Annotated in this window: 19 protein-coding genes; 12 read left to right on the top strand and 7 right to left on the bottom strand. The window is 61.2% G+C overall.

The features are described 5' to 3' along the window. Positions 1–81 precede the first annotated feature (81 nt). The 4 genes from PH551_RS19670 to PH551_RS19655 form a co-directional block, all read right to left on the bottom strand. Entirely contained in the window at positions 82–306 is a 225-nt protein-coding gene (locus PH551_RS19670) for a hypothetical protein (RefSeq protein WP_285194509.1), read from the bottom strand. Between the two features lie 47 nt (positions 307–353). Continuing rightward, on the bottom strand, positions 354–716 hold the full coding sequence (locus PH551_RS19665) for a hypothetical protein (protein WP_285194508.1): 363 nt from the start codon (positions 714–716) through the stop codon (positions 354–356). A gap of 135 nt (positions 717–851) precedes the next feature. Beyond that, on the bottom strand, positions 852–1,100 hold the full coding sequence (locus PH551_RS19660) for a hypothetical protein (protein WP_285194507.1): 249 nt from the start codon (positions 1,098–1,100) through the stop codon (positions 852–854). Positions 1,101–1,245: 145 nt separating this feature from the next. Next, on the bottom strand, positions 1,246–1,506 hold the full coding sequence (locus PH551_RS19655) for a DUF982 domain-containing protein (RefSeq protein ID WP_285194506.1): 261 nt from the start codon (positions 1,504–1,506) through the stop codon (positions 1,246–1,248). 292 nt (positions 1,507–1,798) lie between these two features. Between PH551_RS19655 and PH551_RS19650 the strand changes: the two genes are divergently transcribed. The 5 genes from PH551_RS19650 (at position 1,799) to PH551_RS19630 (ending at position 3,628) form a co-directional block, all read left to right on the top strand. After that, on the top strand, positions 1,799–2,089 hold the full coding sequence (locus PH551_RS19650; RefSeq protein WP_285194504.1) for a hypothetical protein: 291 nt from the start codon (positions 1,799–1,801) through the stop codon (positions 2,087–2,089). 14 nt (positions 2,090–2,103) lie between these two features. Beyond that, positions 2,104–2,511 carry a hypothetical protein gene (locus PH551_RS19645; RefSeq protein WP_285194503.1) on the top strand — a complete coding sequence of 136 codons (408 nt, stop codon included), beginning with the start codon at positions 2,104–2,106 and terminating at the stop codon, positions 2,509–2,511. Positions 2,512–2,576: 65 nt separating this feature from the next. Next, positions 2,577–2,825 carry a hypothetical protein gene (locus PH551_RS19640; RefSeq protein WP_285194502.1) on the top strand — a complete coding sequence of 83 codons (249 nt, stop codon included), beginning with the start codon at positions 2,577–2,579 and terminating at the stop codon, positions 2,823–2,825. Between the two features lie 208 nt (positions 2,826–3,033). Further along, complete coding sequence (locus PH551_RS19635; RefSeq protein ID WP_285194501.1) at positions 3,034–3,264, top strand: hypothetical protein; 231 nt, start codon at positions 3,034–3,036, stop codon at positions 3,262–3,264. A 100-nt stretch (positions 3,265–3,364) separates the two neighbouring features. After that, entirely contained in the window at positions 3,365–3,628 is a 264-nt protein-coding gene (locus PH551_RS19630) for a hypothetical protein (RefSeq protein WP_285194500.1), read from the top strand. A 31-nt stretch (positions 3,629–3,659) separates the two neighbouring features. Here PH551_RS19630 and PH551_RS19625 read toward each other — a convergent pair whose 3' ends face one another. Beyond that, positions 3,660–4,730: a LacI family DNA-binding transcriptional regulator gene (locus PH551_RS19625; protein WP_285194499.1), complete on the bottom strand. Its 1,071-nt coding sequence runs from the start codon at positions 4,728–4,730 to the stop codon at positions 3,660–3,662. A 180-nt stretch (positions 4,731–4,910) separates the two neighbouring features. On the opposite strand from PH551_RS19625, the gene PH551_RS19620 reads away from it, so the two are divergent. From PH551_RS19620 to PH551_RS19600, 5 genes are all read left to right on the top strand, one after another. Then, entirely contained in the window at positions 4,911–5,738 is an 828-nt protein-coding gene (locus tag PH551_RS19620) for an ABC transporter substrate-binding protein (protein WP_285194498.1), read from the top strand. 78 nt (positions 5,739–5,816) lie between these two features. After that, entirely contained in the window at positions 5,817–7,355 is a 1,539-nt protein-coding gene (locus PH551_RS19615; protein WP_285194497.1) for an amino acid ABC transporter permease/ATP-binding protein, read from the top strand. Between the two features lie 63 nt (positions 7,356–7,418). Beyond that, positions 7,419–8,555, top strand: coding sequence for an NAD(P)/FAD-dependent oxidoreductase (locus PH551_RS19610; RefSeq protein ID WP_285194496.1), 1,137 nt, complete (start codon positions 7,419–7,421; stop codon positions 8,553–8,555). A gap of 87 nt (positions 8,556–8,642) precedes the next feature. Further along, the gene (locus tag PH551_RS19605; RefSeq protein WP_285194495.1) at positions 8,643–9,155 is read left to right on the top strand and encodes a hypothetical protein; all 513 of its coding nucleotides are present in this window, start codon (positions 8,643–8,645) and stop codon (positions 9,153–9,155) included. A gap of 110 nt (positions 9,156–9,265) precedes the next feature. After that, positions 9,266–9,517: a hypothetical protein gene (locus tag PH551_RS19600; RefSeq protein ID WP_285194494.1), complete on the top strand. Its 252-nt coding sequence runs from the start codon at positions 9,266–9,268 to the stop codon at positions 9,515–9,517. A gap of 262 nt (positions 9,518–9,779) precedes the next feature. Here PH551_RS19600 and PH551_RS19595 read toward each other — a convergent pair whose 3' ends face one another. Further along, complete coding sequence (locus PH551_RS19595; RefSeq protein ID WP_285194493.1) at positions 9,780–10,511, bottom strand: endonuclease/exonuclease/phosphatase family protein; 732 nt, start codon at positions 10,509–10,511, stop codon at positions 9,780–9,782. A 124-nt stretch (positions 10,512–10,635) separates the two neighbouring features. On the opposite strand from PH551_RS19595, the gene PH551_RS19590 reads away from it, so the two are divergent. Beyond that, positions 10,636–11,595, top strand: coding sequence for a lysylphosphatidylglycerol synthase domain-containing protein (locus tag PH551_RS19590; RefSeq protein ID WP_285194492.1), 960 nt, complete (start codon positions 10,636–10,638; stop codon positions 11,593–11,595). Here PH551_RS19590 and PH551_RS19585 read toward each other — a convergent pair. After that, positions 11,542–13,044 carry a phospholipase D-like domain-containing protein gene (locus PH551_RS19585; RefSeq protein WP_285194491.1) on the bottom strand — a complete coding sequence of 501 codons (1,503 nt, stop codon included), beginning with the start codon at positions 13,042–13,044 and terminating at the stop codon, positions 11,542–11,544. The genes PH551_RS19590 and PH551_RS19585 overlap by 54 nt on opposite strands. A 106-nt stretch (positions 13,045–13,150) precedes the next feature. Between PH551_RS19585 and PH551_RS19580 the strand changes: the two genes are divergently transcribed. Beyond that, positions 13,151–14,398, top strand: a complete 1,248-nt coding sequence (locus tag PH551_RS19580; protein ID WP_097600576.1) for a DUF763 domain-containing protein — start codon at positions 13,151–13,153, stop codon at positions 14,396–14,398. The last annotated feature ends 73 nt before the right edge of the window (positions 14,399–14,471 follow it).

The following is a 14,471-nucleotide window of genomic DNA, read 5'->3' as shown; positions in this document are numbered from 1 at the left end:
TTGAGATCGAATTTCTTTTCTTCTCTTGGCCGGGGTTTCTTCAAGATAGCCTCGCCACGGTCCTTTCAGATCCTGTTTGTTTCATTCGATTTCCCCGGAACCCTTCTCTCCGTTTTCCTCGACATCATGATCAGGTAGAATGCGGTGCTTTACTTCCTCGGCCGCGACCGCAATGCCTCTGGCCGTTCCCGACAAGGCAATCTCGGCCGCGATGAGAGGGTGTTTGCGCACAAGCTTTCCGAGCGCCTTGGCCGTCGCGGCCGCTTTGGCCTGAGACAAGACGCCTTTATCGGCGCGTTTGCGCAAGAGAGATTCCAGCTTTCGCTTTGAATGCTTTGGGGGCGGCGTCGCGTCTAATGCACGGCGACGCCCTTCCGAGGGTTTTCTTCCGCCTGTTTCCGAACCTTCTTCGGGAGCGCCGAACTGGCTGCGTCGCGCACGACATCGATCGCGGCATCTGTTGCGCTATGAAAGGCCTGTCCGACCAGCCCAAGGGTCTTGGTGCCCTTGCGCGTTCCCGATTTTGCGGCGCCGGCAATTTCGTCGCTATCCTCTACCAGCACGGCGGCGGCAGCGCCCGCGCCGGCGATCAACGCCTTTCCCAAGATATCGCGGCCTGTGGGGCTCGCCAGTAATGTTTTCAGTATGGAATTCTTTCGGATGGCCTTCGGCACCTTGTAACCTGCGATCTTCTTCGGAATCTTTGTTTTGGCCATAGTACATCTCCCTTGGAAAGTTAGAAACGCGGTAAAGTGCACCCTGTTCCGAGAGCGGTGGCACAGATCGAGTCAGCAGCGTCGCCGCTCGTTTACAGGAGGCCGGTCCTGTCGAAGCGAAGGGTTTGGCAGGCGCTAGTGGATCGACTGCGAGGTCGGAGCGTTGATCTTGAGCAGATCCGGGGCGGGAAACATCTCGATCAATCCGGCGGCGAGGTCGTCGACATCGGTCTTGCCGTCATTGAAGAGCTGGATCGCGGCGCTGCACAGGATCTGGCTGTCGTGTTCGCTCACCGAGACCCCGAAATGGCGATACCAGCTCATGACGGCCTTCGACAGGCGTCTGAAATCCTGCGGTAGTATCGGTCTGTAGAAAATTGCCATGAACGCCCGCCACGATTGCCGCTTATGTCGTCGCCCTTCACTTAACCAAGATAGTGCCGGCCCTGTTTGAGACCAAGCGCCTTGTTTCCTTGGTGCGTTAGCGCACGGACCAGCTATTCGAGCGGCGTGCCGAGCTCCTTTTGCCTCAGGCGAGAACACCGGCGGCAATGGCGGCCTGGATGGAACGTTGGCGCGCCAGTTCGGCACTTCCGCGTCGGCGAAGCGCATCGACGCAGCGCCGCTTCGCCTCGAAATAGCCGGCGCCCCGAACAGTCGACCAACGATGGTTCAGGGCATCGAGTGCCGCGTCCGGCCCTTCTATGCGCTGCTGCTCGCTCTCTGTGGTGCGGATGAAAACCGGATATTGCCACACCAGCTTGAAATCCACCTCGATGACGTCAGCCATGAGGTGATCCAGAGTTGACGGATTGGCGGTGGCCCCTGCCTCTGTCTCTGGACGTCAGGTGCCGGACCGGGTGGCCAAACGCCTGGCGGGCTGTCGCGGGGAGCCTCGGCCCAATCGGTGCTTCGCGGTTCATGTGGCATCTCCTTTGCCGATCCTTTGCCGAACTGCGCCACGGCACGGTTGTTCCAATTCGACGAGGAACTCCTTCCCAGCGCTACGTCGTTTTGGAACAATGTCCGGCGCCCCTTGTTACTTGTGCGACAAGCAAATGCCTTAGCAGCTGGAGGATTCGATGAGGCGGAGCATGGGACCGGGCCTGATTTTGGCTATCGCGCTGACGGGCTGCACGACCAGCGCAGGCAGTTACTCGTCGGCGGGGCTGGAGCCCATCCCAGGCAGCATCACCTATCACGGGCAGCCCCGCACAAAGCTGACGAAATCACCGGCCGGTTCATCCTTCCCGCACACCTTCACGGATCAGTGGGGGCGGGAAGTCGAGGAGATCTATATTATCCAGCCCGACCGCAGCTTGGTGATTTCCCAGCGCCATTACCGACCGATTTTTTCGCTCGACGACGACTAGGAGGAGACCTGATCATGCCGCGCCGCAAGAACACTGTGGGGACGACGCTTGATACCGAAGGAGCCAAAATCGGCGAGCCAGTTCCGAAAGCGATCATCGATATCAACACCGCCTCCGTCGGGGTCCCCCGCCAGGCCGAGGATGATTTGCGCACAGAATTGAGCGCTCTGCGGCAACAGGTCGATAGGCTTCAGCAGCAAGTCATCAGCGTCGGGCGATCGGCCACGGCCGGCGCCGAAAAGGCTGCTCGCCAGACCGGAGCTCTGGTGAAAAATTATCCGCTATCATCCTTTGCCCTCATGGCTGCTGTCGCGGGTTTGTTGGCGCTTGCCTCGCGTCAGTTATCCTCGCCGCGCCATCGCGGGCCGGCGGCCTTGCGAGAACTCAGGGATCTGTACGAGAGGCTGCGCGAGCGGATTTGACAAGATTTTAGGATTGCCAGCATCCCGATTCTGCCCGACTCTCTCTCGGGCAAGGAGGGAAATGTATGCTCGACGTCCTTATACGAAGCGCTCTCGATATTGTCCGGCGCGCGGAGCGCTTGATCGAAGCGGCGAGAGGGTTGCTTGACAGGCATGATCTTGATGAGGTCGAGCGATATGAACTCGATCATGAGATCGAACGGCTGAAGGAAACGGTTCTTGCGGTGGACGAGGCTGTCCGGTCGCTCGCGCGCAAGAGCGAACACTGGCCTCAGGCCCCTCGGGTCCACGCATTACAGGCGACATTGCACTGATTTTGCGACTTTTACAGGCTTTTGTCTCTTCCGTAAGCGTCTGTTTTTAAACTGTTTTATCAGGCATAATTGCATGTCACGCCGATGTCACGCGACCATGGACGCAATATATGCTTGATTGGGCCACTCAGCGCTTATGATTTCCGGCACCAGGTGCAGTGGAACAGGGGGACGAGGGACAGGGCGCTGTTATCGTTGAGGCATCGCGATGACTTTGAAAACCTCCGGGCAGACATCTGAGCCCGACGAATTCGTATTTCCGGTTCACACCCGGACGATCGCTGAGATACGATATGACATTCGCAACCACGTCATGACGGTCGTCTATCACGACGGCCGCACGCGCACGACTGCCGGCATACGGGGTCCGGCGATGCTCAGGATCCTCGCTCAGCGTCCGCTGGAGCGCTCCCCGTTCCTTTTGCGGAGTGTCATCTGATCGAGAAAGCCGGCACACCCGCCGCTAAATCGTCTTGGTCGTGCATCCATTTCGGATGAGATGCGTTCATTCTGATAGTCAGACTATGGAGGGAACGCCGATGACCTTTCCACCGCCAAAAGCCGAGGCTCCCGCTCAGCGCTTCGAAGAGGCGAGCGCTGCTGCGCGCGACGCTTTGGAGAAGCTGATTGCAGCCGCCAATCAAGCCGGATGGGGAACCGAGGAAATCTCGGTCGCATTCCTTGAGGCGGCGCGGTTTTTGACCGAGGCCAATAAAAAAGACCCCGATCCTGCGGACGATCCCGTGATTAGCGACGTGCCGGGCAAGCGGGAGCAGATTGGCCACGGTGAGCTTTTCGATTAGGACGTCGTTCACATCCGGCTTAGGACCAAACTCACCGGCCAATCCTTGCGACCGAGCTGCGGATAACGAGGCTCGTGCTGACCCGTAGCCGTTCAACGGCTAGGGGCATCTGTTCGATGCGGGCGACGACCCGCTCGCCGGCAAGTTTGCCCATCTCATAGACGCGTTGGTCGACGACGGTAATTGGGGGAACGGTAACGCTCGTCCAATCGGCATCCAGAAAGGAAATCATCGAGATATCGTCGGGAATTGATAGGCCGAGTGACTGCAGTGACTTGAAGACGCGCAGCCCCACCAGGCTGTCCGATGCGAGGATCGCCGTTGGCGGCGACGAATCCGAGAGCAGACGTTTGATCACGGCGTCCGTGTGCGGTTGGTCCGTCGCGCCGAGCCGGACATAGTGAAGAGGGTCGGGCAAGCCTGCCTCCGTCAGGACGCTCACGAAGCCCTCAACGCGTTCACGCACGGCAGAATTCGAAATGCGGGCGGTATCGGTGAGCCCGTCGTCCTCGGCGTCCATGGCGGAGACGTAAGCCAGACGTCGATGTCCTGCCTCGACCATGAACCGGGCGGCGGCGATGGCGGCCTCGCGATCATCGCCGGTCACGGCGTCGACATTGAGCTCCGGGATGCTCCGGTCGAACAGGACCAGCGGAATACCGGCGCGGCCGACGTGCCGGAGATGGTGGATGCTGTCGCAGTGGGCGGGTGTCACGATCAGGCCATCGACACGCTTACCGATCAGGAGGTCGACGGCTGATTTCTCCGATTCAAGCTTCTCGCCCGAATTGGAAATGATCACGTCGAAGCCGGCGAGCCGAGCCGCATCGCTGATGCCGCGCACCGCCAGACTGAAGAAGGCGTTTTCGATATCGCCGACGACGATCCCGATGATGCCGGACCGGCCGGTGCTCATGCTGCGAGCAAGTTCGTTCGGCCGGTATTCGAGAGCCGCCGCCGCCGCTAGGACCTGATCCTTGATCTTGCCGCTGACGACGCCGTAGCCGCCGAGCACGCGGGCGGCCGTCGCTTTCGACACTCGTGCAGCCTTCGCGACGTCGGCGACCGTGACTGAACGTTTCGGAGCAGCGGAATTTTCCATGCCGCAGCACTACAAGAGTTGTTGACGGGCGGTCAATTGACAGTTATCAAATCTGTTGTGAGACCGGTCTCTTTTTGCTGGAGACCGGTATCTTTACGGATCTGGTTGCCGCAGAACGGCGGCAAGTGCGGATAAACAGCTAATGCCGACAAGAGCATTCCTTCGGAGCGGAGAACGAACATGAAGTTTTTTGAATCACTTCCGGCAGTCATTGCGCCTCTGCAAGCCGGTTTCGCGGCCTGCTTTCTGGCGGTGGGAGTCGGCTTCGCAGTAGCGGCCGACAATCCCTACAATCTGATCGAGCCCAGCGTCATTAGCGTCGGCACGATGGGCGATGCCAAGCCCTATACATTCGCGACCGCGGATGGCCAGTTCACCGGTTTCGACATCGAACTGTTTCTCAACGTCGTGTCCCGGCTCGGCTTTGCGAAGGACAAGGTGACGTTCACCGGCCAGGAATTTTCGGCGCTCCTGCCATCGGTGGCAAACGAGCGGTTCGACGTTGCCGTCGCCGCGATCGGAACAACCGAAGCCCGCAAGAAGACCGTCGACTTCTCCGACGGCTATCTCGCCGGTTATCTCTCGGTGCTGACGTCGGATGCCGCCATCAAGGACGCGGCCGGGCTGAAGGGCAAGCGGCTCGGCGTCGTGCAGGGAACCTTGCAGGAAGTCTACGCCGCCAAGAATTTTGGCGAGACCGATCTCGTGAAATTTCCCGACAACAATTCCGCCGTCGCCGCACTCAACAACGGCACGATCGATGCTCATTTCCTCGACTACGAGGCGGCCAAACAATATGGAGAGCGCTATCCTGCGCTGAAAGTCGCCGTCAACATCCCGTCCTTCGATGCTCCGGCCGGATTCGTGATCAGGAAGGGCAACGATACCTTTCGCACGGCACTGAACGGCGCCCTTCACGAGGCAATGCAGGACGGCACCTGGAAGACCCTCTATGAGAAGTGGTTCCCCGGCTCGCCGATGCCGGATCAATACCTCCCCAAGAAGTGAGGCCGCAAGCCGTCCGTCAAAAACGGACGGCTGACCTCGATGGCGGCACGCCCGGCAAGGGCTTCGATGGGGATTTTTATGAATTGGCTTGAGAATCTGCGCCGCAGCTTCCTCGACTGGGAGGCGATGGCGGACGTGCTGCCGAGCATGATCAATGTCGGCCTGAAAAATACTTTGATCCTGGCCGCGGCTTCGACCGTGCTCGGCGTCATCATCGGCATGGTTCTTGCTGTGATGGGGATCTCTCAGTCTCGCTGGCTGCGGCTGCCGGCGCGCATCTATACCGATATCTTTCGCGGTCTGCCGGCGATCGTCACCATTCTGATCATCGGCCAGGGCTTTGCCCGGATCGGACGCGATATCTTCGGTCCGTCGCCGTTCCCGCTCGGTATATTGGCGCTCAGCCTGATCGCCGGCGCCTATATCGGCGAAATCTTTCGCTCGGGCATCCAAAGCGTCGAGCGTGGCCAGATGGAGGCCTGCCGGGCGCTCAGCATGAGTTATGGGCAAGGCATGCGCCTGATCGTCATACCGCAGGGCATCAGACGCGTACTGCCGGCGCTGGTCAACCAGTTCATCGGCAACGTCAAGGATTCGAGCCTCGTCTATTTCCTCGGATTGCTCGCTTCCGAGCGGGAGATTTTCCGCGTCGGTCAAGACCAGGCGGTCGTGACCGGCAATCTCTCGCCGCTGCTGCTGGCAGGTGTTTTCTACCTCGTGATCACCGTGCCGCTGACCCACTTCGTCAATTATATCGACGCGAGGCTGCGATTGGGAAAGCAGGGGCGCGGTCCCGGTCCGGCGAGCGGATTGGTCGAGGTGAGCGAGCTTGCGGCGGCAGCCGGTCCCCACTCCATCGTCGACGCCGCGAGCTGCGATCACCGGCATTTCAGGGGCGGGACCCTGCAAATCCGGGATCTGAGCATGTCCTACGGCGAGGTCGAGGTACTCAAGGGCGTCGATCTCGATATCGCCGCCGGAACCGTCACTTGCATCATCGGCCCTTCCGGCTCGGGGAAATCGACGCTCTTGCGTTGCATGAACAGGCTCGTCGAACCGAAGGGCGGTGACATACGGCTCGACGGCGAGAGCATCCTGGCGATGAGGCCGGAAAAGCTCCGTCGCCGGGTCGGCATGGTGTTCCAGCACTTCAACCTGTTTCCCGACCACACTGCTCTCGAGAACGTCATGCTTGCGCTGACGAAGATCAAAAGGATGCCGAGGCAGGAGGCGCGACGTGTCGCAGAGGCGCGCCTGGCCGATGTCGGTCTGGCCGCGCGCAGGGATCACCGGCCGGCGGGCCTTTCCGGCGGTCAGCAGCAGCGGGTCGCGATCGCGCGAGCGCTGGCCATGGATCCGGAGGTCATCCTGTTCGACGAGGTGACGAGCGCGCTTGATCCCGAACTGGTGAAGGGCGTGCTCGACCTGATGGCAACGCTGGGCCGCCAGGGCATGACGATGGCCGTCGTGACGCATGAGATGGGATTTGCCCGCCGCGTGGCCGACCAGGTGGTCTTCATGGATGAGGGCCGTATCGTCGAAGCCGGCTCGCCGCAACAGATTTTCGACAATCCGCAAAGCGAGCGGCTGAAGCGCTTCCTTGCGGAAGTTCTGTGAGGCGTCAGACCGTAACGCGTTCAATTCATTTCAATCAAGCAAGAGCAGGAACAGGTTACCGACATGAATGCTTCCACCAAACCTTCGAGGGTCGTTGTCATCGGCGGCGGGATTTTCGGCGTCTCGACTGCCCTCCATTTGGCTCGGCTCGGGGTTGATACACTGCTGGTCAATGACGGCGCGCTTGCCAACGGTGCCTCTGGCCGATCGCTCGCCTGGCTGAACTCGGCGCGAAAACGCTCCGATGCCTATCACCGGCTGCGTCTGGCAGGCATTGACCGCTATCGCACGCTGGCTGCTCGATACCCCGATGCGTCGTGGCTGCGCTTCGACGGCGGCCTGACCTGGAATGCGGACGACGCCAGCAATGAGATCGCCGAAGTCTTCGACCATGAACGTAACCTCGGCTATCACGCACAATGGCTCACCCCGGAGAAGATCGCTACGGTGACGCCTGGCGTCGACCCGAGCGCCGTGACGCCGCAAGGCGCAATCTTCAACCCGGGGGAAGGTTGGGTCGATCTTCCCTCTCTGATTGGCAGGCTTGCGGAAGAATTCCGTGCGATGGGCGGCGAGATCATCACTGATGCCGGACGGGCGGCGGTCGATGTCAGCAACGGGCGCGCCCGCGGCGTAATCACGGCGGACGGCATGCGCCACCAGGCCGACGCCGTGCTGCTCGCTGCAGGCAGCAAGGTTCCCGCAATCGTCGCGGAGGCCGGCCAGCAGATCGAGGATGCGACGCCCATCGCCCTTCTTGTCAGGACGAAGCCGATCCGCCACGCCCTGAAGGCCGTGCTCAACACGCCGCGCGTCGCCATTCGACCGATGCCCAATGGCGGCTTCGCACTCGATTCCGCCTGGTCGGAGGAGGAGGTGAGCGCCAACCCCGACGGCAGCTACAATGTCAGGCAATCGACGCTGCAGGGACTGCTGCGAGAAGCGTCGAGAGTCCTCGAAGGCAATCCGGTGCTGGAGATCGAAGATTATGGCGTTGGTCCGAAACCGATTCCGGGTGATGGCGAGCCTGTCTTCGGCGAGCTGTCGTCGATCCCAGGCTATTTCGTCGCCTTCAGCCATAGCGGCGCCACCCTTGGCCTGATCGCCGGCGAACTGCTGGCGGACGAGATCGCCATGGGCCGCCGCCATCCGCTGCTTTCCGACTTCCGACCTGAGCGCTTCAGCGCGGCGTCCCGGTGACGGCCGCGATGGCCGCCAGCCTGACTGCGGACGGATCAATTTGAGCTATCGAGCGTTTTGGCGAAAGGAACCAACGGGAGACGCATCATGTTCAAGGATCAGGCTGTCGCCTTCGGCGCCGAAGATAATCGCGGCGATGCCGCCGCTTCAATGCCGACTGGAGAAGAACCGGTCATCAATCCGGATCTCATTCGGCGTGAGGGGTTCGCGAGCGAGGCCGAATACCGCGCCTACTTTGCCACATTGGGCGGAGATGCGACCGCTCCAACCGAAAATCACGTGGCAGAACCGGTGCGGACTTCCGGGGAGCACATCCTGGAAACCCGGCTGCAGGAATTGAAATGGGAACTCGAAATTCTGCGGGCTCGCCTTCACGGAATTCGACGCCAGGCCGCAACCGTTGTAACGGAAAACGTCAGATGGGCTGATTCCAGCGCCCATGCCCAGCTCGGTGATCAGCCTTGGCTGAAGCTCGCCGGCGCGATGGCCGGTGCATTCGTCCTCACCAGGGGGTTGAGACGGCTGCCTTGGGGAACCGTGGCGACAACGGCACTGCCCCTGGCCGTCGCTGCGATGAATCGAAAGCTCGCGCGGCGGTAATGGCAGCGGGTGGTTCTGCATGAGATGCCGTGTTGGTTCTTCACTTTGGAAGGGGCGCCATCATCTCGCCGAAGTGTTCGTGACATCCTTCCATTTTGACGGAGGCGAACATGGCTGGACATGACGCTCGCTATGTCGAGATTACGACGCGTCTTCGCTCGGTACGATCGTTCTGCGACTTCCTCGCGCAGGGCGGAACCGTCCGCGTCGCCCAATCGGATGGCGGCCCCTATAAGGATGTCACCGCCGCGCTCTTGGAGCAAAAGCGCAGGGAGGCGGAGGCACTTGCTCGCACGCGCAGACATCTCTACCCGGAACTCGCCGACGAAGAGGTGGCGCCGCCGCTCTACAGCCGTCATTGACGCCCCGACGCTCCGGTAAGCGGCGCAACGCGCTCTGCGCGGGCATTCTGCTGCGCACCGGCCTGTCCAGGAAGAATTGACCTCGTGCAGCGCATTGTACTGCTCCCGGCTCGAACGTGCGATGACATCCATCTGCTCGGATCCGGTGACCACTTTTGCGGAGATGCTTTTGCGGACTTCGCTCGTTTCGCGCCGCCGTGGCCAGAATGTCGTTGTTCTGCCGGACACTCTGGTGCGTGAACCGCCGGGCGTTGGCGATTGATCAGGCGAAACTGATTTCTGCAAGAAGAGGGAGGTGGTCGGAGGCGACCCGCGTCAGCCGGGTCTGGAGGACTGTTGCCCGTTGGACGACAAGGTCTTCGGTGACGAAGATGTGGTCGAGGCGCATCAGCGGATAGCGGGAGGGAAAGGTTGCTTTCGGGGCGCCGCCCCCGGCGGCAATCTGCGCATCCTTAAGGGAGCGCGCGACGAGCCGGTATGTCGCCGACGAGGGGATGGCGTTGAAATCGCCGCAGAGGATGGTCGGCAAAGGAGCTTCCGCCGTCCCGTGCAGCCAGCCGGAATTCAACAGCGTCGTCATCTGCCGGATGCGTTCACGGCCGCGAAGGCCGAGATGGGTGTTGACGACGAGAAGCTTCCGGTCGCCGGCCATGATCTCGACCGAAAGCGCCCCTCTAGCTTCGCCGACCGAGGGCAGCGGGCCGGCCTTGACCGCGCCTGTCGGGAGGGAGGTGATGATTGCATCGCCATACTGTTCTTCGGCCACCGACAGGGCGGGGTGGAAGTGCGCCTGCATTTTCAGCAGCGAAGCGATCACATGCGCCTGATCGATGCCGCCTGTCCGGCGCCTGCCGACGTCCACCTCCTGAAGCGCGATGATATCGGCCCCCGTCTCGGCAATGACGGAAGCGATGCGGCCGGGCTCGAGTTTCCGGTCACTGCCGACGCAGCTATGTACGTTGTAGGTCAGGAGTTTGATTGGTTTGTCCTGCATGGGCCCAGTGAAAGCTCGTTCCCCCCGAGGAAGCGGATAGCCGTCCCTTCTCCGGGGGAACACAGAACTCCTTTGATCGTTCCAGAAGATGAGCCCGCCGCCCGAACTTCGGAATGGATGATCGATGAGCCTAAAAAAAATTATCTTGAATGGACTGCTCGTAGCCGGGCTTTGTCTTGCAGTCTTTCTTCTCTACCGCATATTCCAGCAATATAGCCTGGATCAGATCATCCAGTCGGTCCGCAGCATACCTTTTGCGACTTTCTACCCCGCGCTTCTCTTTGCGGCGGCATCCTATCTATGCCTGAGCTGTTTCGACTTGCTGGCGATCCGTTCGCTCGGCAAGTCCTTGCCTTATCGAAAGATCATGCTCGCCTCCTTCATCAGTCTTTCGCTCGGCCACAATATCGGCTTTGCGGGTCTGAGCAGCGGCGCCTTCCGCTATCGCTATTATTCCCGCTGGGGCCTGACGACCGAGGATGTGGCGAAGATCATCCTGTTTTGCGGCGTCACTGTCGGCCTCGGGCTCGTCACGCTCGGCGGCCTCGCGCTGACCGTCAATCCCGATGACGCGGCACGCCTGCTGCGCACCGATGCGGCAAGCACACGCATCTTCGGATTGCTGGCGCTGATCGTGCCGGTTGTCTATTCAGGGTTGACGTTCTTCATTCGCGGTCGGCTGAGGCTGTGGCGCTGGTCGTTTCAATTGCCACGCTTCTCCATCGCTGTCGCGCAGGTGTGTGTCGGCACGATCAATTTCATCTTCGTGTCCGCCTGCCTGCACCAGATGCTCTCGACCTTCGCCGACGTTGCCTTCTTCAGGTCGGTCACGGCGTACGTTCTCGCCAACTCGGCGATCCTCGCGACGCATGTGCCGGGCGGTCTGGGGGTGCTGGAGGCAACCGTCTCTTATGTCGTGCCGCAAGGGGCTTCGATCGGAGCGCTGATTGCGTTCCGATGCGCCTACTTCTTCATCCCGCTGGCGCTCGGCACGATGCTTCTCCTCATCACCGAGTTGGTCTTCCGACGGTCACGCAGTGCGGACGAAGAGGCGGACGAGGGCGCCGAGGCCCAGTCGGTGTAGAAGCAGGAAGGGCCGCGCCGGGTCGAAGATTGCCGTGCCCGTGATTGGCGAAATTTTGCCGGAGAGATCGACGGGAAACTCCCTGAGGCCCGGCGCGTCGTTCAGCATGTCTATCGCTGCAATTATCGAACCGCTTTGCCCGTAAGCAGCGGCAAAGGTTTCCGTGGTCGTCCCGAGATATTCAGCCAGCAGGCGGTGGCGCAGGTCCGCGATGGCGCGCCGATGTTCGTCGTTGTGGGCCTCGAGCAGAAGATCGCATTCCGTGTCCAATCCCTCCGAGCGATTGTTGAGATTGGACGAGCCGATCCGGATCAGTTCGTCGTCGGCAATCATCAGTTTCGAATGAATGAGCACCTCGATCTCGCGCTCCTTGCCCGACCCAGGTCCTGACACCACCGGATAATACACGCGCAGCCGGTTTGCCCGATCGGCGCGTTTGAGGAGGCGGATGACTCGGTCGCGATTGCCGCCCATAACGACTTTTTCGATCAGCCCGTGAGAGCTGCGCGTGCAGATGACGACAACCTCCGGGCCATCTTCCTCCTGCAGCCGTTTGGCAATGGCTTTGGCGACGCGGAAGGACGCGAGATATTGGGCCTCGATATAGAGTTGCCGCCGGGCCCGGGCTATGATCCCCAGCGTCGAGGCGATCCCGTCGCAGATGCCGGTGCGCCAGGTAGTCGCGGGCTCCGTCAGTGCGAAGCCAACCGGAATGTCCCGCATCGAAACGGCAAGATCGTCCGGCCAGGCGAAGGGCATGTTCTCGGAAAGCGGCAGATGCTTTTCACCGGTCGCCGCTTCCCAGCGCCGTCGGGCGATATCGCCGATCAGCCGGGCTGCGTCACCAGTGACCATCGCCTGCACGTCATGCAGCGGATCGTATGGAGCGCCTTCGGGGTCGCGCCGCAGCCTGTCCTTGGCGCGATGCCGCTTGGTATCCCAACGCCTTGCCGTGAGGTCGATGCCACCGATGAAGGCGACGGAGTCGTCGATGCAGACAAGCTTCTGATGGTGACAGCCGCGCAGCACACTCTGAAGATCGAAACGCAGATCGATCCGGGCATTCCTTGGGAAGTTTTTCCTCCGGAGCAGATCTATCGACTTGTCCGAATAGATCGGCCCAAGCGTCCAGACAAGGATGCGTATTTCTAGGTTGGGGTTTGCCGCGGCCAGAGCATGCAGCAGGTCGGCCAAGGTTTCATCGGACTTTTCCGGCTCCATCCGAATGTCGGGATGGAAATCCCATCCAACGATCCAGACGGTACGTCGTGCCAGCCGCAGCGCCCGCGAGATTTCGGTGAAATATTTGTTGCCGTTGATCAGAAAGGCTGCTTTTTCCGCATGTCCCTGGAGCCGCAATGCCGTACATCCCTCTTTTTCGCCGCTCGGATGTTGCGCTTTTGTTCGGGTGAGGTAGGTTTGATCGGACATGCTTTCGAAAGCGGTCATGTTTGCCTCGGGCGATTTGACTGAAAACAAACGCCTGAAATTTCGCGCGGTTCCGATCAGGACGCTGCAGCCGGGGCGGACGGGCATAGAAGATGTAGGAAAAGAAATGTCACGACGAGCAGGCAGTGCCGACCTTCCCCTTCACGGGGGACGCGTGCCGCATTGGCTTGGCGACCGAATGACGCGGCTGGGAACGCTGATCACAGAAGCGATCGTTCATCATTATGGCCGCGATGAATTCCTGCGCCGGCTCGCCCACCCTTTCTGGTTCCAGTCCTTCGGCGCGGTCATGGGCATGGATTGGCATTCCTCCGGCATTACGACAAGCGTTCTCGGTGCATTGAAGCGCGGGCTGAAGCCGCGCGCCGGCGAGCTCGGCCTGCATGTCTGCGGCGGACGCGGGGCGCATTCGCGCAGAACCCCGCAGGAGCTCGTCTCGATCGGCGAGCGCGTCGGTCTCGACGGCGAGGGGCTTGCGACGACGAGCCGCCTCATCGCCAAGGTCGACAGCGCCGCGCTTCAGGACGGCTTCGACCTTTATCTTCACGGCTTCATCGTCGCCGATGACGGCCATTGGGTGGTGGTGCAGCAGGGCATGAACGGTGACAGACGGCAGGCGCGGCGTTATCACTGGCTCTCCGAAGGGCTCGAAAGTTTCGTCGACTCGCCGCATGCAGCAATTGAAGGCAGAAGTCAGGGCGAAATCGTCAATCTCGCCGACAAACGCGCAGAGCGCTCGCGGCGCGGCCAGCTGGATCTGCTCGCGACCCTCGGCCCCGACAGAATCATCCGCGAGGCGGCCGCGCTGATGCGTGTGGAGGAGCCGGCGCCCGAACCCGCTGCACAGCCGATGCTGCCGCATCTCATCATGCCCGCTCATCACGACGTGCGCGAGAGCGATGTCCACATGCGCCGCCTGCATGGAAATCTGGCGGCAGCGGCCGACCGCGGGCCGGTGGATTTTCAGGAGTTGCTCCTCGTACCAGGCGTCGGCGCCCGCACGGTAAAGGCGCTGGCGATGGTGGCGGAAGTGGTACACGGCGCGCCCTGCCGTTTTTCCGACCCGGCGCGCTTCTCGATCGCCCATGGCGGCAAGGATCGCCATCCCTTCCCGGTACCGCTCAAGGTCTATGACGAAACGATCGGCGTGATGAAATCGGCGGTGCTGAAGGGCAGGCTCGGGCGTGAAGAGGAGCTGCAGGCGCTGAAGCGCCTGGACGAGCAATCGCGGCAGATGGAACGCTATGTCACGGGTCCCGATCTCAAAGAGATCATCGCCGGCGAATTCCGCCAATCCGCCGATTTCGGCGGCCGCAGCGTCTTCGGCTGGGAGCCTCCCGGGGGTGAGGATTAGGCGGTGACGGCGAATGTCTCAGCGATTTCGGGCGGCATCATGCCATCGATTCGGATTTTCAGGCCGATGCGCT

Source organism: Rhizobium atlanticum, assembly GCF_030182485.1.
Lineage (GTDB): Bacteria > Pseudomonadota > Alphaproteobacteria > Rhizobiales > Rhizobiaceae > Rhizobium.
The sequence above is the reverse complement of the archived record's forward strand: the minus strand, read 5'-3'. Positions and strand labels throughout refer to the sequence as shown.